Origin of the sequence: Corynebacterium sp. UMB0012 (genome assembly GCF_030216265.1) — a bacterium.
In the GTDB taxonomy this organism is placed as follows: Bacteria; Actinomycetota; Actinomycetes; order Mycobacteriales; family Mycobacteriaceae; genus Corynebacterium.
Window position 1 is genome coordinate 90,941 of sequence record NZ_JASOKQ010000007.1, and the last position, 24,064, is coordinate 115,004.

Here is a 24,064-nt window from a genome sequence, read left to right on the forward strand (position 1 = left end):
ATGAGTATGCAGCAACGACCGAATAACCCCATTGCGCAGCGCAAGCAGCAGGTGCGCAAGCACTCCCGCAACGCTGTCGTATGCGTGGCCGGCGGCATCGGTGTGGGCGTAGTGCTCGGCGTGCTTTCGGTTAACTTCTGGGCTTGGATGCTGCTTGGTGCCATCGTTGCCGTTGCAGGTGGCGGCTATAACTGGCTGAAGATCCAGAAGATCGTCAACGAGAACCACAACCAGTACTAGATGCCGGCACCGCAACCTAGCGGCCGCCCCGTCAGGATCGATGCCTGGGTGTGGGCCGTTCGCATGTTTAAAACCCGGTCTGCGGCCGCGACCGCCGTGCGCGCCGGGCACGTAAAGATCAACGGCGAGGCCGTCAAGCCCTCCCAACAGGTGGTGCCGGGCGACCGCGTGCGCGTATGGCGCAACCACCACGAGCATGACCTCGAGGTTTTAGCGACCGTCGCCAAGCGCGTCGGCGCGCCCGTCGCGCGCACCTGCTATACAGACCACGCGCCACCGCCGCCGCCCAAGGAGTTTATGCCGTCGGTTCCCGTGCGCCCGCGCGGTGCTGGCCGGCCGACGAAGAAGGAACGCCGCGACATGGAGAAATTCCGCGGCGGTTTCCGGTAAGTTACCGAAACATACTGCGCGGCTAGTGGGCGGCGCGTAGCGCTTTCAGGCGCGCAGTAAGCCGCCGCTTGCGGCCCGGGCGGTCGCCGGATTCGGCGGTGGCCTCGATGTGTTGCTTGCCAAATTTGTTGAGCAGGAGGTCGTCGATAAGCCGCACCTGGCCGGGGCGGAAACGGTAGCGCATGGCGTCGTGGACGTGGGCAATGGCGGTGTCATCCAGCAACTGCTCAAGCTGGCCCAGGTGGCGCACGCCGTTTTGCTCTAGGAGCTCCGCCAAGAAGCGGTAGTGCTCCGAGCGTGAGAGCGGGAAGCGGTTACCCAAAATGATGGCGAGCACGCCCGGCAGGGTCTCGGCGGTAAGCTCGACATCCTTGTCGGTTTCTGTATCGGGGGCCTTGAGCGCGGCGATTTCATCGAATTGCTGGTCGGCGAGTTCGATGAGGCCCGCGGCCAAGGTAAAGAGGCGATCTACCTCCGGCGAGGGCGGGTTGGGGCCCTGCTTATAGCGGATATCGTGCTCAAACTCCGCCCACGCATGCTGCAGGACGGTGCGAATCTGCACCTCAAAGGTCCAGCCAACATAGCTCGCCAGCTCTTCCATCGCGACGGCGCTATCCTCGGTCACGGTGAGCACCAAGTGGTGGGAACCATAGCCGAAACCTCCCGAAATGCGAGTCTCGGCCGCCTTGTCTACGGAGCGCTCCACGTGGAAAGACTCCCCAAAGACGTTGAGCGCTTGGGGAATGGCGGTGGAGTGATACACCGTCACGCGCACGCCCATCACATCGTGGATCTCTTGCCAGGGCTGGGGATAGACAAAATCGCCGTTCTCGCGGCGCTTTTTGGCCTTCGCCTTCAGTGAGGGCCAGGTTTTGACGCGGGTAGAGACGCGGTCGAAGATGATGCCGGCGTCATTGAGGAGGTCCTCGATGGCGGTCCGGAAGTCCACCGCGGCGGTGGGGTGGCTACGCGTCCAGTCGTGGTACTGGTTGCTCAGCCGTGACATCCTACTTTCCGGCATAGTGCTCCTTTCATAACTCCCGCGGGAATCCGTTAGACCATACTAGCGGGCGTGGGTGGAGCACGGTGCGATGGCGGGGCACGCGCGCGACGGCATCGGCGGCCAGCTGGCGGGCATAGGTGTCCGGCAGGTGGGCAAAGGCAAAGAGCGTGGCGGAGTCCGGCACTAGGTAGGTCAGGGAGTGCGATCGCAGGAGGCGGCGCATGTGCTTGTCCAGCACGGTAAAGGTCTCTGGGTGGGCAACCCAGGAGGAAATCGGTGCGCCGTGGGAGCGGACCTGCAAGCCACCGAAACGGGCGGCGGAAGGAAGCTCGCAGGCGGCGGGGCGGGTCCAAAAGCGCAGCCCTTGCGAATCGAGTGCGGCGCGCTGCAGGTTATGGGAGGCGTGGTTCCATGCGCGGCGCGCGGAGATATCCATGTCCGCGAGGCCGCGGTGGCTGAGCCGGCGAAAGGTCTGCTTGCCAGGAAAGACCAGAGCCATGGACAGGCTGGGGGAGAGCTGGATGGTGGCGAGGGAGTCGCAGAAGCCGTCGTCAGAAAGCCGCTGTTCTTTCAGCCACGAGCGGGCAAAGAGCGCAGGCAGAAGGTTTGCGGTGGTGGGACGAGGCGGGCGCAGGGCGACGGTCACGGCGGTTTCTCCAGTGTGGCGGTAGGGTGCGGTCGCCTTTATTGGACTGGAGAAATCCCCGTTTGGTTCCCCGGGTGGGCCTAGAAGGGCGGCTCGGCGTCGAGTTGCAGCTCAGCAAAGAGCTTATCGGCCGGCCAGATGTCGATTTCTTGGCCCTTGGCCTGCAGCTCCTCAGCGCGCTTTTCCTTGGAGGTTTTCTTGGCCCATTCGCCCACGATGAGCAGGGTGGACTTTTTGGTGACGTTCTTTGCCACTTGGCCGCCACGCTCGGCGATGCCCTGCCACAGCACGCCCTTATCAAAGGGCTCGAAATCGCCGGTGAGGGTGACGTGCTGGCCGTAGAGTGCGCCTTCCGGGTCGGCGTCGGGGTTGGGCTCTGGGATTGTGTCCGGGGTGGCGACGGACTGCCACGGGGCGGGCCCGCGGGACTTCTTCTGTGCGGAGCCGGCCGCACGGGTCTGGTCGCGGAAGTCGGTCCCAGCGCCGAGATCCGCGCCGGAGGTGGGGGCGGTGTGGGCACGTAGGACAGGCAGGATGGCCTCGGAATCGAGGCGGCCCAAGGTGAATTCGCGTGCGGTGAATAGGTCGCGGATGCTGCCGGTGTGCCCGAAGCGCTCGGCCAAGCGGGCGATGATTTCGCCGGCCGCACGGGCATCCTCGGTGGCGTCGTGGTGGCTGAAGTCCGGCGCAGACAGGTGGGCGGCGACGGTGGGCAGTTTATGGTTGCGTACCGAAATGACCTTGGCCTTGGAGGCATCGCGGGACAGCGCGAGGGAGCAGGCCAGCGGCACGGTGGGCACCTCGGCGCCAGCAGTAAGCAGGCCGGAGCGCAGTGCGGTGGAATCAAACTGGGCGTTGTGCGCGACAAGCACGTCGCCGCCGAGGAAATCGAAGAGCTCCTTGGCGACGTCGGCAAAAGCCGGCGCCCCTTCCACATCGTCCGCGGTAATGCCGTGGATGGAGACGTTGATATCCGCGAAGTGCTCGAGGCCTGGTGGAGGGGTGCACAGCCAGGACCGGGAGGCGGTCTCCTGGCCATCGCGGAAGCGCACCGCGCCTATTTGGCAGATAGAACCCCAGTTGTCGTTGGCCGTTTCCACGTCCACGGCAGTGAAATCAAGGCCGGGGATGGTGGCGGCGGAAGAGGGTGCTTCGCCGCGCTGTGCGGCGGAAATGGCGCGGGCGACGGCCTGCGGGTCTTGGTGCGGGGCGAAGGCGATAGTGCCGGCGGCGCCCAAGTCTAGGGCGCCGAAGCCGGTGGGGGTCGGTTCACTCACGTGCACGGTGTCGATGGACTCAAGCGGGATATCTTCAGTGGCGGGGGCACCGAGGCTGGTAGCCAGCAGGGTGCGGTGGAGCACGAGTTTATCCGCTGTGACATCGATGAGTACGCCGTGCGCGGGAAATGACACGAGGGGCCTTTCTCTAGGAATCGAAAACGGGCGGTTCAACCTGACGCAAGATCAGCGTAGAACGCGGCTGCACCGTGATCGTACCCTCTGCCTCAATAAGGGTTTCCTCCGCGGGGTAACCGCCGGAATCGGCGGTATCGACCATCAGCCGCCACGTAGCGCCGAGATCCTTGGTGGGCAGGGTGAACTCGATTTCGCCGTCGTGGGAGTTAAAAATCATGATGAAGGAATCATCGGTGATGCGCTCGCCGCGGGAGGTGGTTTCCGTGATGGCATTGCCATTGAGGTAGACCATAAGGGCGCGGCCGAAGTCGTGGTCCCAGTCGTCCTGGGTCATCAGGCGGCCCGAAGGAACCAGCCAGGCGATATCGCGTTCCTTCACATCCGCGCCGAGCGGGCCGCCGGCGAGGAAGCGCTTGCGGCGGAAGACGGGGTGGTGGTTGCGGATGGCCAGGACGCGCTTGGTAAAGCCCAGCATCGCGGCGGATTTTTCCTCCTCCAGCATGGACCAGTCCATCCATGACAGCTCGTTGTCCTGGCAATAGACGTTGTTATTGCCGTCTTGCGTGCGGCCGAATTCATCGCCGTGCGAGAGCATAGGAGTGCCCTGGGAAAGCAGGAGAGTGGTCAGGAAGTTGCGGGTCTGGCGGCGGCGCAGCTTGCGGATATCGTCGTTATCGGTGGGGCCTTCCTCACCACAGTTCCAGGAGCGGTTGAAGGATTCGCCGTCGCGGTTGTCCTCGCCGTTGGCCTCGTTGTGCTTGTCGTTATAGGAAACAAGGTCGCGCAGGGTAAAGCCATCGTGGGCGGTGATGAAGTTGATGGAGGCGGTGGGGCGGCGGTCATTATCGGCATAGAGATCCGAAGAGCCGGTCAGGCGGGAGGCGAATTCACCCAGGGTGGCGGGCTCGCCGCGCCAGAAGTCGCGCACGGTATCGCGGTACTTGCCATTCCATTCGCTCCAAATGGGCGGGAAGTTGCCCACTTGGTAGCCATCGTGGCCGATGTCCCAGGGTTCGGCGATGAGCTTGACCTGGCTGACAATGGGGTCTTGCTGTACTAGGTCGAAGAAGGTGGCGAGCTTGTCGACGTCGTCAAGCTCCCGCGCCAAGGTCGCCGCCAGGTCGAAGCGGAAGCCATCGACGCGCATCTCCGTAACCCAGTAGCGCAGTGAGTCCATAATCAGCTGCAGCGAGTGCGGGTGGCGGACATTGAGGGAATTGCCGGTTCCGGTGTAATCCATGTAATGGGCCTCATCGCCCTCGACGAGGCGATAGTAGGCGCCATTATCGATGCCGCGAAAGGCAATGGTCGGGCCCATGTGGTTGCCCTCGGCGGTGTGGTTATAAACCACATCGAGGATGACCTCGATGCCGGCCTCGTGGAAGGCGCGGACCATGGTCTTGAACTCGGAGACCACCTCGCCTGGCTTCTTAGCAAAGGCATAGTCATGGTGTGGGGCGAAAAAGCCGAAGGTGTTATAGCCCCAGTAGTTACGCAGGCCTAGGTTGCGCAGGCGATCGTCCTGCAGGAATTGGTGGACGGGCATGAGCTCAACGGTGGTAACGCCAAGCTCTTTGAAGTAGTTAATGACGGCCGGGTGTGCCATGCCCGCGTAGGTACCGCGGAGCTCTTCCGGCACGTCGGGGTGGGTCATGGTCATGCCCTTAACGTGGGTTTCGTAGATGACCTTTTCGTTATCGGGAATATGGGGGCGGTGGTCGCTGCGCCAGTCAAAGAAGGGGTTAATCACCACAGACAACATGGTGTGGCCCAGCGAGTCTTCTTCGTTGCGGCCGGTGCCGGGTTCCTCGGCGTGGATGTCATAGGAGTAGAGGGAGGCATCGCCGTCGAATTCGCCGTCGAAGGCGCGGGCATAAGGATCGACAAGGAGCTTGGAAGGGTCGCAGCGCAGGCCGTTTTCTGGTTCATAGGGGCCATAGACGCGGTAGCCGTAGCGCTGGCCAGGGGTGACATTGGGGAGGTAAATATGCCACACATGGGCGGTGACCTCCGACATTTCGATGCGGTCTTCGTTGCCTTCCTTATCAATGAGGCAGAGCTCGACCTTGTCCGCTACTTCCGAAAAAAGGGCGAAGTTGGTGCCGGATCCATCAAAGGTGGATCCCAGTGGGGTGGGTTTGCCGGGCCAGATTTGGCGGCCGTAGCGCTCGGTGGGCGTGGGGACTGCGTCCATGGCGGGAGTGTTCATGCCCACGAGCATAACCACTTTCTAGGCGCCGGCGCCGTGCGTAAGTCCAGCGTTAATAATGCGTACGCCGCGTATAAGGTCTGCGCGATAATCTGTGACCGGAGACTCACCGGTGGTTTCTGCAAGCTGGCGTTGGGACTGTTCCATTAAGGTGGCGCCGAGCACGAGGTGAATGGCGGAGAGCGCGGCGGCGCGGTGGGCGCTGTCGGCAGCAAGGGTGCTGCGCGTGGCGGCAGCGGTGAAGGCCGTCAAGAGGCGGTCCCAGGCAGGGGCCTGCGGGAGGGAGAGGCCGGCAATGACTACCTCGGCGCCGTCGCGGCGGGCGAGCAGCAAATCACGGAGGTTGAGGCTGATGTCTTCGAGAGACTCCCCAGAAACGGGGGAGATAATCTCCTCTGCTAGGGCTGCAATGAGCGCTTGCTTATTGGCAATGTGCCAGTAGAGTGCGCTGGGGGCAACGCCGAGGGAGGAAGCAACGCGGCGCATGGTGACGTCCCCAAGCCCATAGGAATCAAGCAGGGAAAGCGCGGCGCCGATAATACTCTCGCGATTTATGTGCACCTTGGCAATTGTACGGACTTGGCCGGGCGGGACGGTAGTTCACAGGTTCTTTTAACGGAGTCTCAATGTCATTTCCATCGTCGGGTTGTTAGTATTGCGAAGACAAATAAGAGGCCGCTCTTGGGGTGGCTTCACATTCGCAAGATTGATTCAGGAGCTTTCCCTTGTCCTTTTTGACCCCTGCAAAGAAGTCCCTCATCGCAGTTGCGCTGGTCACCCCGCTGGCTTTGGCTGCGTGTGGTTCGGATGACAATGACGATTCCAAGAAGGCTTCCGCCACCACGGCATCCAAGTCTTCTGAGGATAAGTCTGCAGATAAGTCCGAGGACAAGGACGCCGATAAGTCCAAGGACAAGGACAAGGATAAAGAAAAGGATCAGAATAAGGACGGTGAAAAGAAGGACGCCGCTGCAGGTGCAAAAGGCCAGGAGGGCGAGGACGGCGCTGGCGAGGGGCCAGATCAGCTGGCTAACCCGCTGAACAATGGTGAGGATCCTTTCGCTGGCGCGAAGGACATCAAGCCGATTGAAGGTGGCCAGAACGCTAATGATGCCGATAAGCAGGCCATCGAGCAGCTGGTTCGCGGCCAGCACGAGATCGATAATGTGAAGGAATACTTCAACTACATGCCGCAGCACGCCTGCCAGGCAGTCCGCGATGAGCAGTCCCAGGAGTTTGGCCAGTACCAGCAGTACGTCGATAGCCTGCCGAACCAGTCCTTTGCCGAGTACGCCAACACCATGCGCCAGCAGGGCGGTGGCAACGCCGAGGTAGAGAAGTTCGCTAGCCAGTTGGAGTCCATCCCGCAGTCGACCAAGCTGCAGTCCGTCAATGACGTTGTGGTCAACGGCGACGATGCTTCTGCAACCGTGAGCGTGTCCAACTCTGAGGGCACCGAGACCTCCACGGTCCGCTTCCGCCGCGAGAATGGTAACTGGACCTTCTGTAACTAAGTTGTCTCTGTTAAAGCGCCGGTTACCCCGCACCCTAGGTTTTGGTGCGGGGTTACTCGCGTGTGCGCTCCTGGTTTATGGCGTGGCCGGTGCGCTGTGGGGGCTTTTCCGCCCGACGCTTACCGGCCATGAGGTAGACGATGGTGGCTATGCCATCGATGCGATGGGAAGCGTTCAGTTCATCGCCTTTATTACCTTTGCCCTCATTACCGGCCTGCTTGGTTTGTTCTTGGGGTTGGGCGCGTACCTGCGCCGGCAAGGGCGGGGCTTGTCGATGCTCCTGTGGGTCGGCGTGTGTGCCCTGGCTGGGGCAGCGTCCTTTTATGTCTTTGGCGGGGTCACCGCCACGCATCCGCCAGAAAACCCAGGGGAAGTTGTAGAGTTCGCCCCGAATTTTTCCCCAGCCATCTCGTGGGCGGTGGCGCCCTTTATGGCGATGTTTGCTTATTGGTCCACGGCCTTTGTCAGCGCCGATGAAGATTGGTGATGTGCGCGCCTAGGGCCATTCGACGGGCGAGGCACCGGTTACTTCGTGTGCGATGTCATCGATGCCGTGCAGGATGTGCTTGAGCCCGCGGCCGATGGTGCTAAATAGTTGCGGCCGGGTAAGTCCCGCGGCGGTAATGGTGGCGGCATCCATCCGCACTTGCAGGCCCTCGGCGGTGTGGTGGCAAAATGCTACGGCGCCGTGGTGGGCGCGATTCCAGTCATTGCAAATGAGGAAGAGCCGGGTAAATTCCGCCTCGTCCAGGCTGGGGTCCCAATGCCCTTTGATAATGAGGCTGGGCCCGTTGTCCAGTGCGAAGGCGAAAAGAACGTCATTGACCCACGCGTAGATCGCCGTGGCGCCGTCGCTTTGGAAGCGCTGGATGCCAATAAGCGGCAGGATCTCGGCCAGGCTATCGAGGGTGAAGGGTTCCAAGGGGGCGTCGGCAAGCGGGGCAAGCTCCGGTGAGGCTTCGCGCATGAGGCCGGGATGGGATTGGGCGAGCAGATCCATGAGGACCTCCGCATTGCGCAGCGCCGGTAGGAGGAATGCCGCGAGCTGTTCGCGGCTGGGGGAGGTATCGGCCGGCAGATAGCTATGACCGGAAACGCTCACGCAGTCAGGCTGGTCATAATCAACCATGACGGCTGGGGAGAGGCAATCGTGGTTCCACTCGTTGGCTAGGTGTGCGAGCTCGGAGATCTCGCTGAGATCGACGCCGCCGCGGGGGCTGGTGTGCAGGTGGAGCACCGGTTCTTCCAGCTGGTCTATAAAGATGAAGGTGGAGCCACCGGCCGCATGAGGAACGAGAAGCTCGCCAGTAGGCAGAGCCCAGCAGGACACGTCATTATCGCGGGCAATGGTGTGGGCATGCGCGAGCAGAAGAGAGGGCTCAATCTCGCTCATCGCTGCCACCACCTTAAAGCTGTGTTGACACCGAGTCTATAGCCCAAACCGGCCCCCTCGCTGGCGTTTGACCATTAGGATATTGGTTTAATAACAGAAATCCGATAGGGAGAAGAGGAGTCGGGAATGCTTCGCACCATCGATCTGCGCGGCCAAGAGCTGCGCCCCGCCCAGCTGCGGCGAGTTTTGCCGCGCGGTGGCACCGACGTCGCCGCCGTGGTGGACAAGGTGGCGCCGCTGGTTCATCGAGTACGTCAAGAAGGCGCTGCGGCCGCCTTGGACTATGGCGAGCAATTCGATGGCGTGCGCCCAACCCACCTGCGGGTGCCCCAAGCGGAGCTGGAGAAGGCCGCCTCCGGACTAGACCCGCAGGTGCGCCAAGCGATTGCGGCCTCCATTGAGCGGGTCCGCAAGGTTCACGCCGAGCAGAAACCGGCCGCGCACGCCACCGAGCTGGCGCCAGGTGCCACGGTGACCGAGGTCTTTCGCCCCGTCGAGCGCGTTGGACTATACGTGCCGGGAGGCAAGGCGGTCTATCCGTCCTCGGTGATTATGAATGCCGTGCCAGCGCAGGCGGCCGGCGCGGAAAGCTTGGTGGTAGCCTCGCCGCCACAAAAAGAGTGCGGTGGCCTGCCTCACCCCACGGTGTTGGCCGTGTGCCAGATGCTGGGTGTGGATGAGGTCTGGGCGGTAGGAGGCGGCCAGGCCATCGCGCTGATGGCCTACGGCGATGATGACGCCGAACTAGCCCCTGTGGACATGATTACCGGCCCTGGAAATATCTTCGTCACCGCGTCCAAACGGCTGGTGCGCGGCGTGGTGGGCACGGATGCCGAGGCTGGGCCGACCGAAATCGCCATTATCGCTGATGACACCGCGAATCCGGTGTATGTGGCCTATGACCTTATCTCCCAGGCCGAGCATGATCCGATGGCCGCGAGCGTGCTCATTACGGCATCGCCAAGCCTGGCTCAGCGTGTGAAGGCGGAGGTAGAAGCGCGCTACGGCGCCACCGCTAATGCGGAGCGAGCGGCCGAAGCTCTAGGCGGCGAGCAATCCGGAATTGTGTTGGTCGATTCCCTGGATGCAGCGGTGGCGGTGGCCAATGCCTACGCTGCTGAGCACCTGGAGATCCACACCGCAGAGCCCGGCGCGGTGGCCGAGCGGATTAAGCACGCCGGTGCCATCTTTGTAGGGGACTTTGCTCCAGTGCCGCTCGGAGATTACGCGGCTGGTTCCAATCACGTATTGCCCACCTCTGGTACGGCGCGCTTTTCTGCCGGTCTTTCTACCCATACCTTTATGCGGCCGGTCAACCTCATTGAATATGACCGAGCTGCGCTGGAAGAGATTGCCCCGCACGTAATCGCTTTTGCGGAGGCCGAGGGGCTGCCCGCTCACGGCGAGGCTATCCGCGCCCGATTCGAGGAGAATTAAATGACGCACTTGAATGATCTTCCCCTGCGCGAGGAGCTGCGCGGCAAGTCTGCCTATGGGGCGCCGCAGCTCCACGTGGCCTACCAGCTCAATACCAACGAAAATCCTTATCCTCCCTCGCAGGCGCTAGTGGATGACTTAGTGGTGGAGACCCGGCGCCTTGCCACCACACTCAATCGCTATCCGGAGCGCGACGCGGTGGAGTTGCGTCAGGCCTTGGCGGACTACGTTTCTGCACAAACCGGCGTGCGCGTGGGCTATGCGCAGGTGTGGGCGGCCAATGGCTCGAATGAGATTTTGCAGCAGCTGTTGCAGGCATTCGGCGGTCCAGGCCGCAGCGTGCTCGGTTTCACCCCGTCTTATTCCATGCACCCTATCCTCGCGGATGGGACCCATACGCAGTTTGTGGAGTGCCCGCGCGATGAGAATTTCCGCATCGATATGGACCGGGCGCTGGCAGCCGTGGCGCAGCACCAGCCGGATATCATCTTTGTGACTACGCCGAATAACCCCACTGGCGGGGTGACCAGCGTGGACGATATTGCTGCGCTTGCCGACGCCGCCCCGGGCATCCTCATCGTCGATGAAGCTTATGGCGAATTTTCTTCCTCGCCTTCTGCGGTGACGCTGCTGGATAAATACCCGACGAAGCTGGTGGTCTCGCGCACCATGTCTAAGGCTTTCGATTTTGCCGGCGGCCGTCTCGGATACTTTGTGGCGGACCCGGCCTTTGTGGAGGCCGTAATGTTGGTGCGCTTGCCGTACCACCTGTCCGTGCTTTCCCAAGCAGCGGCGACGGTGGCGCTGCGCCATAGCGCGGATACGCTCGCCACCGTGGAAAAGATCGCCGCCGAACGCGAGCGGGTGGCCGCTCGCCTGCGCGAATTGGGCTATACCGTCCTGCCGAGCGAATCCAACTTCCTCTTCTTCGGGCGCTTTGCTGACCAACACCGCGTGTGGCAACAGTTCTTGGATAAGGAAGTGCTCATTCGCGATGTTGGCATCGCAGGCCACCTGCGCATGACGGTGGGGCTGCCAGAAGAAAATTCGGCCTTTTTGGCCGTAGCTGAGGACCTTGCGGATACAGTAGTGGCGGATTCCCCGCTCGCAGGAGAAAGGAGCGAAGCATGAGCAACCGCGTAGGACGCGCCCACCGGGCAACGTCGGAATCGCAGATTTCTGTGGACATTGACCTCGATGGCACGGGACGCAGCGATATTTCCACCGGACTGCCTTTTTTCGATCACATGCTCACGGCCTTTGCTACTCATGGCAGCTTGGATCTCACCGTGCAGGCTGAGGGCGATGTGGAGGTAGATGCCCACCACACTGTGGAAGATACCGCCATCGTGCTCGGCACCGCGCTGCGTGAGGCGGTGGGGGATAAGGCCGGCATTCGCCGCTTTGGCTCCCAGCTTTTGCCCATGGACGAGGCCTTGGTGGAAGCGGTGGTGGATTTTTCCGGTCGTGCCTATTTTGTCATGAACGGCGAACCAGAGCACCTGCAGTGGCAGATCATCGGTGGGCATTACGCCACGGTGATCAACCGCCACTTCTTTGAAACGCTCGCCACCCACGCTGCGGTAACGCTCCACCTCAACGTGCGCTATGGGCGCGATCCGCATCACATTACGGAGGCGGAGTATAAGGCCGTAGCGCGTGCGCTGCGCGGTGCGGTGGAATTAGACCCACGCCAAACTGGAATTCCATCGACGAAGGGAGCACTCTAGAACGCATGCACTTTATGATCTTGGTCCTCTTCCTCGTAGCCGGCATGTTGGTAGGAGGCGCATGGTCTGCCTACCAACAGGGGTCGAAGGCGATGACAGTCGTAGCCTCACTTTTGGCCGCAATCACTGTGGTAGCAGCTATCTCGTGGATGGTAGGAGCGTTTGGTAAATGAGTACAACCCAAGAAACCAATATCTGGAAGATCCCAGGCTACACCGCCACCATGGTGGCCATTGCCGCGGCGTTCGGTGCTTGGTCCATCCTCCTTCCCGTAGTGCCGCTAGCTGTCATTGACTCCGGCGGTTCAGCTACCTTGGCGGGATCATCCACGGGCATCTTCATGGCCTTTACCGTGCTGACCCAGATCATTTCCCCGTGGCTCTTGCGCCGGTGGGGCTACCGCCGCGTGATGGCGCTTTCTGCCTTTACCTTGGGTGTACCTGCCTTCGGCCACCTCTTGGGCACCGATGCTTGGGTTGTCCTGCTCTTTTCCGCTCTGCGCGGCGTGGGCTTTGGTGCGCTGACCGTTTCTGAGTCCGCGCTCATTGCGGAACTAGCGCCCGTACGCCTGCTGGGCAAGGCTACCGGCATGATTGGTGTCTTTACTGGCCTGGGCCAGATGGTCTTTTTGCCCTTGGGATTGATCATGGCGGAAAAGCTGGGGTATGCCTCGACGTATATCACCGCCGGCATCATTGGTTTCGTGGGTTTTGGCATGTGTTTGCGCATTCCCAAGATCAAGGTCACGCTCGCCTCCGATACCGAAGAGGAGCCGAACCTTATCCGCGTTCCTACGTGGAAGCTGGTGCTCGTCCCTGCGTTGGCGCTGACGACGTTTTCTATGAGCTATGGCGCCGTATCATCCTTCCTGCCGCCGGCGGTGCAAGAACTTGATGCCGAGCGCGGCGCCAGCTTGGCCGGCATCATGTTATCCATCGTGGGCGGCGCTGCCATGATTTTCCGCTACTTTGCGGGCATGGTGGCAGACCGCGTGGGCACTCCTGGCCGGCTCTACATCCCCAGCCAGATCATGGCCATCGTGGGTGTGCTTGCCATTGCCGTTCCTCTTTATCTCGACGGCTCTGTATGGTGGCTCGTGTTGGGCGCCTTCCTCTTCGGCGGTGCCTTTGGTATTGCGCAAAATGAGGCCTTGCTGTCGATGTTTGATCGCCTGCCGCGTGAACGAGTTTCGGAGGCTTCGGCCATCTGGAATATCTTCTATGACGGCGGCACCGGTTTGGGCTCGACCCTTTTGGGCGCCTTGGTCGCCGGCTACGGCTATGCGGGGGCGTTTGGGGCCGGCGTGGCCATCCTCGTTGTTGGCTTGCTTATGACGGTGGCAGACTTTGTACTCGGGCGCACCCGAGTGAGCGAAACCAACGATATCCGGACGCGTCTGCGCCGTATGCGTAAGGTGTAGCCCATGGCAAAGACGGTCGCATTATTGGATTATGGAGCGGGCAACGTGCGCTCGGCACAGCGCGCACTAGAACGAGTGGGCGCGGACGTCACCGTTACCGCGGACCCCAAGGAAGCGGTGGAAGCGGACGGTCTGCTTGTCCCCGGCGTGGGTGCCTTTGCTGCCTGCATGCGCGGGCTGCGGGCGGTGCAAGGACCACGGGTCATCGGTCAGCGCTTGGCGGGGGAGCGTCCGGTGTTGGGCATTTGCGTAGGCATGCAGGTGCTTTTCGACGCCGGAGTAGAACACAACATCAACTCCACCGGTTGCGGCGAGTGGCCCGGTACCGTCGAAAAGCTGCACTCTACGGTGTTGCCGCATATGGGGTGGAATACCGTAGAGGTACCCGTCGGCAGCGATATGTTTGCTGGAGTGGCCGAAGACGAGCGCTTTTATTTTGTGCATTCCTATGGCGTTCGCCGTTGGGAATTGGAAACGGAAATTACCCGCCCGCCGCTGGTGAGCTGGGCCGAGCACGCAGGAGATAGGTTTGTCGCGGCGGTAGAAAACGGTGCGCTGTGGGCGACCCAATTCCACCCTGAAAAATCCGGGGACGCCGGTGCACAGCTTTTGGAAAACTGGATGCGCACGCTCTAGGTAGGATGATGGATATGACTTTTACGCTTTTGCCCGCAGTCGATGTATCTCAAGGCCAAGCCGTGCGCTTGGATAAAGGCGAAGCAGGCACCGAAACCTCGTATGGTTCCCCGCGCGATGCCGCGCAAAAGTGGCAGTCCCAGGGTGCGCACTGGTTGCATTTTGTGGATTTGGATGCGGCTTTCGGCCGGGGCTCCAACCACGAGGAAATGGCGATGATTACTCGCGATCTGGGGGTAAATGTGGAGCTTAGCGGTGGCATTCGGGACGATGCGGCGGTGGAGCGCGCGCTGGCTACCGGTGCGCAGCGCATTAGCATCGGCACGGCTGCTCTAGAGCGGCCGGAATGGATCGAGGACATCCTCGCGCGCTACGGAGATAAGGTCGCCGTGGACCTTGCCGTGCGCGAAGATGGCGGCGAATGGCGTACCGCTGGCAATGGTTGGGTCTCCGATGGCGGCGATCTGTGGGAGGTACTCGAGCGCCTCGATGCCGCCGGATGCCAGCGCTTTGTGGTGACAGACGTATCTAAAGACGGCACGCTCACCGGACCTAATATTGAGCTCTTGCGCGAGGTAGCGATGGCGACGGAGGCAAAAATCACCGCCTCCGGTGGCATTTCTAGCGTGGAAGACCTGCGCGAGCTCGCGCTTTATGTAAATGAGGGCATCGATTCCGCCATTATTGGCAAGGCCCTGTACGAGGGGAATTTCACCCTCGACGAAGCACTCGCTGCGGTGGCCGAGGTTGAGCCGCTGCCGGCGGAAGAAACCATTGACCCTTTCGACCTTGAGGACAACTAAGTCATGATGGAACCCCGCGAGTTGGTGGCCTTCGCGGAGGCGGCCGTAGACCAAGTAGAACCCATTTTTCGCTCCGGCCTCGGAGCTGCGCCCGCCCGTTTTAAGGGGCAGGGAGATTTTGCCACCGAGGTAGATCTCGTCATCGAGCAACAGCTGCGCGATATCTTGACCCAGATGACCGGCATCCCGGTCTATGGAGAAGAATCAGGCGGCAGCGTGCTCGATACCGTGTGGGTGGTAGATCCGATCGATGGCACCGCAAACTACTCTGCCGGAAACCCCATGGCCGGCATCTTGGTGGCACTCATTCATGAGGGTGCGCCTGTTGCCGCGGTATCTGACTTCCCGCTCCTGGGGCGCCGTTTGGTCACCTGCGATGGCGCCCCACTGCGCTCGGTAGGTGGGCCAACCACTGGCTTCGGCGGAGGGGACGATGCGATGGGTTTTGATGAGGCGCGCGGTCACGTGGGGTGCTCTTCGCACCTGCCCACCGAAATTTTCCACGAGCTGCGCGAGACCGGACTGCGCCCGCGAATGACCGGTTCTGTGGGCCTTGATAATGCCTTCGTCGCGCAGGGCGTGTTCGATGGCGCGATTAACTTCTCTCCGCACCCATGGGATAACGCCGCGGGAGCACTGCAGATTCAGGCCGCTGGAGGCGTTGTCACCGATCCGGAAGGAAATCCGTGGACTGCGCAGTCGCGCGGCATGGTGGCAGGCACCCCGCAGGTTCATGCCACCATCGTGGATATCTTGTCTCGTCATACCGGTACTTTTCACCGCTAAGACTAAATACCCGAAAAGGAGGCGGCCGCCATGGCTGTAGCCGTACGCGTGATCCCCTGCCTAGACGTGGACCAAGGCCGCGTGGTCAAGGGGATTAACTTTGACAACCTGCGCGATGCGGGCGACCCAGTGGAGCTGGCCGCGCGTTATGACCACCTAGGAGCCGATGAACTTACCTTCTTGGATGTCTCTGCTTCTACACAAGGGCGCTCCACCATGCTCGAGGTCGTGCGCCGCACCGCAGACCAGGTATTTATTCCATTGACGGTGGGCGGCGGAGTTCGCAGCGTTGATGACGTCCGAGAATTATTGCGCGCCGGGGCGGATAAGGTCTCAGTAAACACCGCGGCCATTAAGAATCCGGAACTGCTGCGCGAAATGGCTGAGATTTTCGGGGCTCAATGCATCGTGCTGTCTGTTGATGCCCGCCGGTGCCGCGAAGAGTATGCGCCATCCGGCTTTGAGGTCACCACGCACGGTGGTACGGAATCGGCTGGGATCGACGCCATCGAATGGGCACGCCGCGGCGAAGAACTGGGCGTAGGGGAGATCCTCCTCAACTCGATGGATGGCGATGGCACAAAGGAAGGATTTGACCTTGAATTGCTGCGCGCCGTGCGCGCAGCGGTGACCATTCCCGTTATCGCCTCTGGCGGCGCGGGAAACGCCGCAGATTTTCCACCGGCCGTCGCTGCTGGCGCCGATGCCGTCTTGGCAGCAAGCATTTTTCACTTCGGTGAAGTAGAAATCAGCGACGTGAAAGACGCACTTGATGCTGCGGGCTACGAGGTGCGCTGATGAGTACCCCGGGCAACTATGAACTTAACGGGGACATCGCCAAGCAGCTCAAGCGCAATGACCAAGGCTTGGTGCCGGCCATTGCCCAAGCTGAGTCTGGTGAGGTGCTGATGATGGCCTGGATGGATGACCACGCTTTGGCCCATACCCTCGCTACCCGCAAGGCAACATATTTTTCGCGCTCGCGCAATGAATATTGGGTCAAGGGAGAAACTTCTGGAAATACCCAAGAGGTGCTGGGCGTTCGCCTTGACTGCGATGGAGATACTATTCTGCTGACCGTGCGGCAGCGCGGCGGCGCCTGCCATACCGGTGACCGCACGTGCTTTGACGCCACCGATCTCCTAGGAGGGCAACCGTGAAGGCTAGACGCCTTGGACCACTACTTATCGCTGTAGGAGCCATCGTATTGTGGCTGTCCTCTCGTGCTACGTGGGTGGTAGCCGCCAGCGAGGACGACAAGGCCGGCTCCGCAGCCAATGACATCATCGGCTCGGCCTGGTCGCTGGAGATCATGGCCCTGACCCTAGTTCTAGTAGCCGGTGCCGTCGCGGGGATGGCGCTGCGGCGCGTCGGTAGGCGAGTGGTGGGCGTAGTGTGCGCCCTCGCGGCCGCGGTCAGTGCATGGACCCCGGTGAGCCTGCTGACTGCGGGCGCGGACGCCGAGCGCGCGCAGAAAATCCTGCAGGGGGCCTCAGCCAATGAAAACGCCGTTGACTCTGCCCAGATCTCTGACTGGGCCACAGTTGTTTCCACCGAGGTGCATTCCCTGGGGCCAATTCTGGCCCTAATAGGTGCGGCAACAGCCCTCTTCGGTGCGGTCATGCTTGCACGCAATCCGGGCGTAGATAAGGCGAAGGCATCTAGCAAATACGAAACCCCAGCGGCACGGCAGGCAAAGTTGGAGGAGGATTTGGAAACCTCCTCCGACTCTGGACGCGTGATGTGGGACGCACTTGATAGTGATATCGATCCCACCGATATGGACAAAAAATAGCCCCGTTTCCTGTGTAATTTCCGGAACGGCATGCTAGCGGGTTAACCTAAATGTGATTTTAATCGCCCGTGGAGGGAGGTGCTGATGCCTACGCCCATTGCCGTTGACCACCTTGTTGCAGGAGTCTTGGAGGACGTTGCTGCGCGGGAAGCCCGTGTGTCCTTTAAAGAGGTAAAGGCGCGCTCGCGGGACATGGAACCTCCCCGGGATGCCCGCGCCGCGTTGCTACGCACAGGCTGCTCGGTCATCACGGAGCTCAAGCGCGCCGTACCCTACGGCGGTGAAATCGCTCATGTTGGCTCTGCGGAACAGATGGCGGAATGGGCCCGCACCTTTGAACATTGCGGCGTACATCTCATGGCATGCCAGACTGATTTCCGCCGCTTCCACGGTTCTTTAGAAGACATGGCAGCTGCCCGCGCTGCGATTGATATTCCCATGATGTCGCGCGATCTCATCGTGGACCCTTATCAAATTCATGAAGCCAGGTGCTTTGGGGCCGATGCTATTCCGCTGCAGGTAGAGCTCTTAGAGCAAGCTCGCCTGGAGGCGCTTTTAGACCGCGTGGAATCGCTCGGTATGACCGCCATTGTCGAGGTACGCAACTGCGCCGAGGTCGACCGCGCAATCAAAGCAGGAAGTAGCGTCATCGCCATCAATGCGTGGTCGTTGGCTTCGGATGCCATTAACCGCGAGGCGTTTAACGATATCGCCCCAGGCCTGCCAGAATCCATCCTGCGCATCGCAGTAGGCGGGGTAAACAACGCGCGCAATCTGTTTCACTATGCTTCACGCGGTGCCGATGCAGTGTTGGTGGGCGAATCCGTCATGGCGGCCCAGGACCCTACGGCGCTGGCGCGTTCCTTGGTGGCTGCCGGGCAGCATCCAGCGTGCCCTGCGCGCAAGATAGATTAAGGCCCCAACTAGCTGGTGTGGTGGGGGATAAGGCACACTAGCTACGTGCACACAGAAATTCTTGCAAATATTCCGTCTCCGCCGCAGGGCGTGTGGCAGTTGGGGCCCATTCCCATTCGTGCCTATGCGCTGTGCATCATCGTAGGTATTATCGTCGCCTTGCGAATGACCTTACGCCGCTACACCGCACGCGGCGGTAACCCAGACACAGTATGGGATGCCGCCATCGTGGTCATTCCAGCCGGCATCATTGGCGGGCGGCTCTACCACGTCATTACCGATAACCAGAAGTACTTCTGCGATGGCTGCAATCCCGCGGACGCGCTGAAGATCACCAATGGCGGACTGGGCATTTGGGGCGCCGTAGCCTTGGGCGCACTAGCTTTGTGGGTGCTTTTCAAAGTGAAAAAGGTGCCGCTCGGCCCCTTTGCTGACGCGGTGGCGCCAGGCCTCGTCCTCGCGCAGGCGATTGGACGCCTAGGTAACTGGTTTAACCAAGAGCTCTATGGGCGCCCGACCGACGTTCCGTGGGCTTTAGACATCTATTATCGTGTCAATGAAAATGGCGGCTATGCTCCCGTTTCCGGACACTCCACGGGTGAGGTCATGACCTCGGTGCACCCGACTTTCTTGTACGAGCTCGTGTGGAATGTCCTGGTCTGCCTTTTCCTCTTGTGGGCTCACAAGGCCTGGAAGTTGGGGCACGGGCGCGTCTTTGCCCTCTATGTCATGGGCTATACATTGGGGCGCTTCTTTATTGAAGGGATGCGTTCCGATGAAGCAACCCATATCTTTGGGGTGCGCGTAAATATCATCGTCTCCCTTGTGATTTTTATCATCGCCGCGATTGTCTTCTTTGTGCTTGATAGGCACCGGCAGGGCCCAGAGTCCCCCGAAGAGGTGGATCCTAAATATTGGGCGGAGCGCCGGGATGCTGATGAGCACAGTGATGAGCACGCGGTATCTAATGGACAGCAACCGGGTTCTTTATCGACGTAAACACCGCCCAAATATGTCCGGTTGGTTTTGGTTGTGTGGGAAACGGTGCATTTTGGGGTGCCCGCTCGGAAAATGAAACCGAGAAATTGTGGCCCCAATCCTTTCGAAGGAGTAGGTTGGGGAGTGTTCAATTTCCCCCGACGGAATAGGCCAATAATGCTGGATAGAAGAACGAAGATTGTTTGTACTCTCGGCCCTGCCGTTGCTAGCGAGGACGGCATCTTGCGCCTCGTACAGGACGGCATGGACGTTGCCCGCCTGAATATGTCTCACGGCGAGCATGCAGACCACGAGGCGAATTACAACTGGGTGCGCCAGGCCACCGATAAGACCGGCCGCGCCGTAGGTATCTTGGCGGACCTCCAGGGCCCTAAGATTCGCCTTGGCCGCTTTATCAACGGCGAGGAGCAATGGGATAACGGCCAGATCGTCCGCATTACCGTGGACGATATCGAAGGCACCCATGACCGCGTCTCCACCACCTACAAGGGCCTGGCCAAGGACGCCAAGCCAGGTGACCGCCTACTGATCGACGACGGCAAGGTTGCCGTTGTTTGCAAGGAAGTCGACGGCAACGACGTCGTCTGTGAGGTCACCGAAGGTGGCCCGGTTTCCAATAACAAGGGCGTTTCCCTCCCTGGTATGGATATCTCCGTGCCGGCGTTGTCGGAAAAGGATATCGCTGACCTGCGCTTCGCTTTGAATCTCGGCGTTGACCTCGTGGCATTGTCCTTTGTCCGCTCCCCAGCAGATGTGGATAAGGTCCATGAGATTATGGACGAAGAGGGTCGCCGCGTTCCGGTCGTTGCCAAGCTGGAAAAGCCTGAGGCGGTAGACGCACTTGAGTCTATCGTGCTGGCATTCGATGCCATCATGATTGCCCGTGGTGACCTCGGTGTTGAGGTGCCGCTGGAGCGCGTGCCGCTGTTCCAGAAGCGCGCTATCCAGATTGCTCGCGAGAACGCTAAGCCGGTCATCGTGGCTACCCAGATGCTGGATTCCATGATTTCTAACCTGCGCCCGACCCGTGCAGAGGCTTCCGACGTGGCTAACGCCGTTCTCGATGGCGCTGATGCCGTTATGCTCTCTGGTGAGACTTCCGTGGGTATTGACCCGCAGAACGTCGTGCGCACCATGTCTAAGATCGTGGCTAATGCTGAAGATGGTGGCAAGGTTCCACCGCTGACTCACGTTCCGCGCACCAAGCGTGGTGTGGTGTCCTATTCCGCCCGCGATATTGCCGAGCGCCTCAATGCAAAGGCTATCGTAGCCTTTACTACCTCCGGTGATACCGCTAAGCGAGTGGCTCGCCTGCACTCCCAGCTTCCGCTGTTGGCGTTTACGCCGGACCCAGCGGTTCGTTCCCAGCTGGCTCTGACGTGGGGTGCTGAGACCTTCTTGAGCCCGCACGTTAAGTCCACCGATGACATGATGGAAGCCATCGATGATGCATTGCTGGAGATGGACAGGTACGAGGAAGGTGACATGATTGTCGTCATTGCTGGTACTCCTCCAGGAATTGCTGGCAACACCAACATGATTCAGTGTCACTTGTTGGGTGAAACCAAGAAGTAGATTTTTGGCACGAGCGCCGCGACCCACCCTTTAACATGTTCCACGGGTCGCGGCGCTTTTCTATATACATTTATACAAATGTAGATTTATATTTACCTCGTGTACACTCAGCGGTTGCTTTCCTGACATGCGGCTGCAGTACTTTTTGGTTGTTCATGTTTCAGCTTCTCTACACATTCAAAGGACAACTGCACAATGACCTAAATCAGGCCGACTTGGCCTCAGTGGCTGCGCTTACCGTCATTCATTTTCATTTAATTGTCAATAAGCGTCGACGGGGGTAGGCTGAGTGCATGGCACACGAGCACCACGACCACGATCACTCCAGCACGCCGCTGCGCGCACTCTTGATTGCGCTAGGCATTACCGGCACCGTCTTCTTCGCGGAGCTGATCGGCGGCTGGTTGGCGGGTTCGATGGCGCTGATGGCGGATGCGATGCACATGCTTTCCGACGCTGCGGGGTTGATCATCGCGGTGTTAGCGGTGTTGGTTGGGCGCCGACAAGCATCGGCTCAGGCCACGTACGGCTACCGACGAGTGGAGGTGCTTGCTGCACTGGCGAACGCAGTGATGGTGCTGGCGATCTCGGTGTGGATTGTCGTCGAGGCGGTGCGCCGCCTGCAGAGCCCGGCCGAAGTGCAGGGAAAAACGATGCTGATCATCGCGGTGATCGGCCTGGTGGCGAATGCGCTATCGGCGTGGGTTCTGAACCGGCACCGCAAATCCTCGATCAACGTGGAGGGCGCGTTCTTGCACGTGTTAGTGGATATGCTCGGCTCGGTCGCAGTAATCGTGGCCGGCATCGTGGTACTGACCACGGGGTTTGTGGCGGCGGACGTGATCGCCTCCCTAGCGATCGCGGCGATGGTGCTGCCGCGCGCCTGGCAGCTCATGCGGCTTTCGGCGAGCGTGCTGCTCGAGCAAGTCCCGGCGGACTTCGACGCCAGTGCGATCGAGCCCGCGCTGCGGCAGGTCGAGGGCGTTGCTGACATCCACGACCTGCACCTGTGGAGCCTGGACGGCGTGAACGTGCTCACGACCGTGCATATCGTGCGCGACGGCACCGTCGGCACCGGCCCGCTGTTGGATGCCGCTCAGCAGGCCCTGCGCGAACACGGTATCGAGCACTCCACCATCCAGATTGAGCACCCAGAGCACGAATCCCACGAGACGGTGTGCTGATTCCCTTCTAACCTGACTTAGGCCAATTTTGTGCGGAAGTTCGCGGCCGGTGATTACTTGGATGGTGGCAGTGAGGTCGGGCGGGAATGGTACGGCGGTGTGAATGGTTTCGCCGCCAACGACGAGTTGAAAGCTGCGGTATTTCTTGAGTGTTCTCACGAGGCGTTTGATGAAGTGACCACTGCGGGTCTCCATCAGGTGGGTCACGGCTAGTGCTGCCATCACAATATTGAGATGTGCTGTGATCGAGTTTTGTTTCCTCGCATAGATTGGGCGTGCTTTCAGGTCTGATTTCGACATCCGATACGACATTTTCAATGTGGAATAGCCTGCGGTAATGCCCGATAACCTCCTGGGCGGGAAGAGCGGTCAGGTCGGTTTCATAGCCTTTAATTCCGGCTAGGGCTCGGTGTTTGGCAGCAAGAGCGTAGTTGACCTTCTTGTTCGGGGTGGAAAGATCGAAATAGCGGTTGCGCTTAATGGCGATTTCGCCGTCAACAGCGCGTTTGGCTTTTGTGACTTGCGCTTTGATTCCGCGCAGGCCGTGTCTGGCCCGATCATAGGAGTACTGGAAGTGGGTCACCGTATTCGGGGTTGTGTGTTTGCGCGCATCGCTTGCCGAGGCTTGTGTCCAGATCCGGCCGTGGGCGTAGGCTTCACCAGGGATTTCCCGCCGCCAGGTTTCAATCACCTCAGGCACGGTGGGGTTTCACCGACAAAATGTAGTGCAGACCTGCATCTATCAATGCTTGCTGTTCGGAGGGTGTCAAGTTGTTTGTGTGTGGGGCTAGGTTTATAGGTATTTGTCGAAGCTGTCGGGGTAGGCCACGGCCATTTGGTTAATGGCTTGTTTCCAGCCGGAAACTCGGGTCCCTTCCATGAGTCTGCCGGTTGTCGCTGAGACTCGTTTGCCCTGCTTCGCTCTCTTGGCAGCTCGTCTGTCTTCGATATTGCAGATCATGAGCCATAGCGTCTTGAGCGCTGATTCATTGTTAGTGAACTGCACCCTGTTGCGGGTAGCTTTCCGCAGTTCATTGTTGAATGATTCAATCGAATTCTTCGTGTAAATGACCTTGCTGGCTGCTGGTGGGAACTGCAGAAACGGTACGAAACGCTGCCAAGCATCCCGCCAGACTTTGACTGAGCGTGGATACTTTTCTGCCAATTCAGAGGCTTCAAGTTCGTCTAAAGCAGCCTGAGCTGTGGGCTCGTCTCTAGCGGTTTAATCTTTTTCAACGCGGCCGATACACCCCGACGATCCCTGTAGGCTACCCATCGGTTAGCTGCGCGAATCAGGTGCACGATACAGGTTTGCACCATAGAGTTCGGCCAGGTTGCCTTTACTTCTTCCGGCAAGCCTTTGAACCCGTTACAGCAAACGATAAAGACGTCTTTAACCCCACGGTTAGAAAGATTGACGCATACTTGCGCCCAGGATGAAGCGCTTTCTTCTTTGGCAATCCACAATCCCAAAATGTGCTTGATACCGTCGAGAGCCACGCCGATTGCCATGTACGCGGACTTATTGACCATTAGGCCGCCATCGCGGATTTTAATGCGCAGCGCGTCCAGGAAAATGACCGGGTAGAACTCGTCTAGCTGGCGGTTTTGCCAGACCATGACCTCATCCGAGACGGCATCAGTAACCGCAGAAATCGTCTCATGGGAAATATCGACCCGCATCGCCGTTGCCATATGGTGCTGGATGTCCCTAATTGTCATCCCACCGGCGTACAAGCTGACTATCATGTCATCGACATCAGTCAAGCGCCTAGAACCTTTAGGGATCATAGTCGGCAAGAATGTGCCAGCCCGATCTCTTGGCACATCAACGGTGACTGGCCCGTAGTTAGAATCCACGGTCTTTGGATACGATCCGTTGCGGTGATTGTCTGTTTGAAGCGTCCTGGGTTTAGTTCCTACCTCAGCTAAGGAAGGATTGAACTATGCCTAGAAAGTATTCCGTCGAGTTCA

25 protein-coding genes and 1 pseudogene are annotated in these 24,064 nt (G+C 60.0%); 18 read left to right on the forward strand and 8 right to left on the reverse strand.

Going from position 1 to position 24,064, the window contains the following annotated elements:
• Both QP324_RS05250 and QP324_RS05255 read left to right on the forward strand, forming a co-directional pair.
• Window positions 1–240, forward strand: coding sequence for a hypothetical protein (locus QP324_RS05250; RefSeq protein WP_284814888.1), 240 nt, complete (start codon window positions 1–3; stop codon window positions 238–240).
• Window positions 241–630: an RNA-binding S4 domain-containing protein gene (locus QP324_RS05255; RefSeq protein WP_023021235.1), complete on the forward strand. Its 390-nt coding sequence runs from the start codon at window positions 241–243 to the stop codon at window positions 628–630. It abuts the gene before it with no gap.
• 22 nt (window positions 631–652) lie between these two features.
• Here the strand turns inward: QP324_RS05255 and QP324_RS05260 are convergent, their stop codons facing one another.
• The 5 genes from QP324_RS05260 to QP324_RS05280 form a co-directional block, all read right to left on the reverse strand.
• On the reverse strand, window positions 653–1,651 hold the full coding sequence (locus tag QP324_RS05260; protein WP_239273611.1) for a GTP pyrophosphokinase family protein: 999 nt from the start codon (window positions 1,649–1,651) through the stop codon (window positions 653–655).
• Window positions 1,652–1,661: 10 nt separating this feature from the next.
• Window positions 1,662–2,279, reverse strand: coding sequence for a hypothetical protein (locus QP324_RS05265; RefSeq protein ID WP_284814890.1), 618 nt, complete (start codon window positions 2,277–2,279; stop codon window positions 1,662–1,664).
• An 80-nt stretch (window positions 2,280–2,359) separates the two neighbouring features.
• Window positions 2,360–3,691: an exonuclease domain-containing protein gene (locus QP324_RS05270; protein ID WP_284765787.1), complete on the reverse strand. Its 1,332-nt coding sequence runs from the start codon at window positions 3,689–3,691 to the stop codon at window positions 2,360–2,362.
• A gap of 13 nt (window positions 3,692–3,704) precedes the next feature.
• A complete protein-coding gene (gene glgX, locus QP324_RS05275) occupies window positions 3,705–5,903 on the reverse strand; it encodes a glycogen debranching protein GlgX (protein ID WP_239277376.1) in 2,199 nt (732 codons plus the stop codon).
• Between the two features lie 21 nt (window positions 5,904–5,924).
• The gene (locus QP324_RS05280) at window positions 5,925–6,464 is read right to left on the reverse strand and encodes a TetR family transcriptional regulator (RefSeq protein ID WP_239277377.1); all 540 of its coding nucleotides are present in this window, start codon (window positions 6,462–6,464) and stop codon (window positions 5,925–5,927) included.
• Between the two features lie 164 nt (window positions 6,465–6,628).
• On the opposite strand from QP324_RS05280, the gene QP324_RS05285 reads away from it, so the two are divergent.
• Together QP324_RS05285 and QP324_RS05290 are read left to right on the forward strand one after the other, a co-directional pair.
• On the forward strand, window positions 6,629–7,417 hold the full coding sequence (locus QP324_RS05285; protein ID WP_239277379.1) for a hypothetical protein: 789 nt from the start codon (window positions 6,629–6,631) through the stop codon (window positions 7,415–7,417).
• 82 nt (window positions 7,418–7,499) lie between these two features.
• Window positions 7,500–7,904 carry a hypothetical protein gene (locus QP324_RS05290; RefSeq protein WP_225746752.1) on the forward strand — a complete coding sequence of 135 codons (405 nt, stop codon included), beginning with the start codon at window positions 7,500–7,502 and terminating at the stop codon, window positions 7,902–7,904.
• 9 nt (window positions 7,905–7,913) lie between these two features.
• On the opposite strand, the gene QP324_RS05295 is transcribed toward QP324_RS05290, so the two are convergent.
• Entirely contained in the window at window positions 7,914–8,810 is an 897-nt protein-coding gene (locus QP324_RS05295) for a YbjN domain-containing protein (RefSeq protein WP_284814893.1), read from the reverse strand.
• A gap of 126 nt (window positions 8,811–8,936) precedes the next feature.
• Between QP324_RS05295 and hisD the strand changes: the two genes are divergently transcribed.
• The 14 genes from hisD to QP324_RS05365 all read left to right on the forward strand — a co-directional run bounded on the left by hisD (window position 8,937) and on the right by QP324_RS05365 (window position 22,090).
• The gene (gene hisD, locus QP324_RS05300; protein WP_284814894.1) at window positions 8,937–10,247 is read left to right on the forward strand and encodes a histidinol dehydrogenase; all 1,311 of its coding nucleotides are present in this window, start codon (window positions 8,937–8,939) and stop codon (window positions 10,245–10,247) included.
• On the forward strand, window positions 10,248–11,378 hold the full coding sequence (locus QP324_RS05305; protein WP_284814896.1) for a histidinol-phosphate transaminase: 1,131 nt from the start codon (window positions 10,248–10,250) through the stop codon (window positions 11,376–11,378).
• Window positions 11,375–11,977 (forward strand): imidazoleglycerol-phosphate dehydratase HisB, encoded by a 603-nt coding sequence (hisB, locus tag QP324_RS05310; RefSeq protein WP_284765794.1) that lies wholly within the window; start codon window positions 11,375–11,377, stop codon window positions 11,975–11,977. The genes QP324_RS05305 and hisB overlap by 4 nt, the downstream gene beginning before the upstream one ends.
• A gap of 169 nt (window positions 11,978–12,146) precedes the next feature.
• Window positions 12,147–13,397 carry an MFS transporter gene (locus QP324_RS05315; protein WP_284765795.1) on the forward strand — a complete coding sequence of 417 codons (1,251 nt, stop codon included), beginning with the start codon at window positions 12,147–12,149 and terminating at the stop codon, window positions 13,395–13,397.
• 3 nt (window positions 13,398–13,400) lie between these two features.
• Window positions 13,401–14,033 (forward strand): imidazole glycerol phosphate synthase subunit HisH, encoded by a 633-nt coding sequence (gene hisH, locus QP324_RS05320; protein WP_284765796.1) that lies wholly within the window; start codon window positions 13,401–13,403, stop codon window positions 14,031–14,033.
• 14 nt (window positions 14,034–14,047) lie between these two features.
• The gene (priA, locus tag QP324_RS05325; protein WP_284814898.1) at window positions 14,048–14,836 is read left to right on the forward strand and encodes a bifunctional 1-(5-phosphoribosyl)-5-((5-phosphoribosylamino)methylideneamino)imidazole-4-carboxamide isomerase/phosphoribosylanthranilate isomerase PriA; all 789 of its coding nucleotides are present in this window, start codon (window positions 14,048–14,050) and stop codon (window positions 14,834–14,836) included.
• Between the two features lie 3 nt (window positions 14,837–14,839).
• Entirely contained in the window at window positions 14,840–15,622 is a 783-nt protein-coding gene (locus QP324_RS05330) for an inositol monophosphatase (RefSeq protein ID WP_284814900.1), read from the forward strand.
• A 30-nt stretch (window positions 15,623–15,652) separates the two neighbouring features.
• Complete coding sequence (gene hisF, locus QP324_RS05335; protein WP_284814903.1) at window positions 15,653–16,420, forward strand: imidazole glycerol phosphate synthase subunit HisF; 768 nt, start codon at window positions 15,653–15,655, stop codon at window positions 16,418–16,420.
• Window positions 16,420–16,782 (forward strand): phosphoribosyl-AMP cyclohydrolase, encoded by a 363-nt coding sequence (hisI, locus tag QP324_RS05340; RefSeq protein ID WP_150851219.1) that lies wholly within the window; start codon window positions 16,420–16,422, stop codon window positions 16,780–16,782. Before hisF ends, hisI begins: the two co-directional genes overlap by 1 nt.
• The gene (locus tag QP324_RS05345) at window positions 16,779–17,417 is read left to right on the forward strand and encodes a TIGR02234 family membrane protein (RefSeq protein ID WP_239277390.1); all 639 of its coding nucleotides are present in this window, start codon (window positions 16,779–16,781) and stop codon (window positions 17,415–17,417) included. The genes hisI and QP324_RS05345 overlap by 4 nt, the downstream gene beginning before the upstream one ends.
• Window positions 17,418–17,501: 84 nt before the next feature.
• The gene (locus tag QP324_RS05350; RefSeq protein ID WP_179386685.1) at window positions 17,502–18,332 is read left to right on the forward strand and encodes an indole-3-glycerol-phosphate synthase; all 831 of its coding nucleotides are present in this window, start codon (window positions 17,502–17,504) and stop codon (window positions 18,330–18,332) included.
• Window positions 18,333–18,377: 45 nt separating this feature from the next.
• Window positions 18,378–19,331, forward strand: coding sequence for a prolipoprotein diacylglyceryl transferase (lgt, locus tag QP324_RS05355; RefSeq protein ID WP_284814906.1), 954 nt, complete (start codon window positions 18,378–18,380; stop codon window positions 19,329–19,331).
• A 159-nt stretch (window positions 19,332–19,490) separates the two neighbouring features.
• The gene (gene pyk / locus QP324_RS05360; RefSeq protein WP_284814915.1) at window positions 19,491–20,906 is read left to right on the forward strand and encodes a pyruvate kinase; all 1,416 of its coding nucleotides are present in this window, start codon (window positions 19,491–19,493) and stop codon (window positions 20,904–20,906) included.
• A gap of 293 nt (window positions 20,907–21,199) precedes the next feature.
• Window positions 21,200–22,090, forward strand: a complete 891-nt coding sequence (locus QP324_RS05365; protein ID WP_049377580.1) for a cation diffusion facilitator family transporter — start codon at window positions 21,200–21,202, stop codon at window positions 22,088–22,090.
• Window positions 22,091–22,097: 7 nt separating this feature from the next.
• Here the strand turns inward: QP324_RS05365 and QP324_RS05370 are convergent, their stop codons facing one another.
• Together QP324_RS05370 and QP324_RS05375 are read right to left on the reverse strand one after the other, a co-directional pair.
• On the reverse strand, window positions 22,098–22,781 hold the full coding sequence (locus QP324_RS05370; protein ID WP_284814909.1) for a hypothetical protein: 684 nt from the start codon (window positions 22,779–22,781) through the stop codon (window positions 22,098–22,100).
• Between the two features lie 102 nt (window positions 22,782–22,883).
• A pseudogene (locus QP324_RS05375) lies at window positions 22,884–23,974 on the reverse strand (IS256 family transposase); the annotation flags it as partial.
• Window positions 23,975–24,064: the final 90 nt, after the last annotated feature.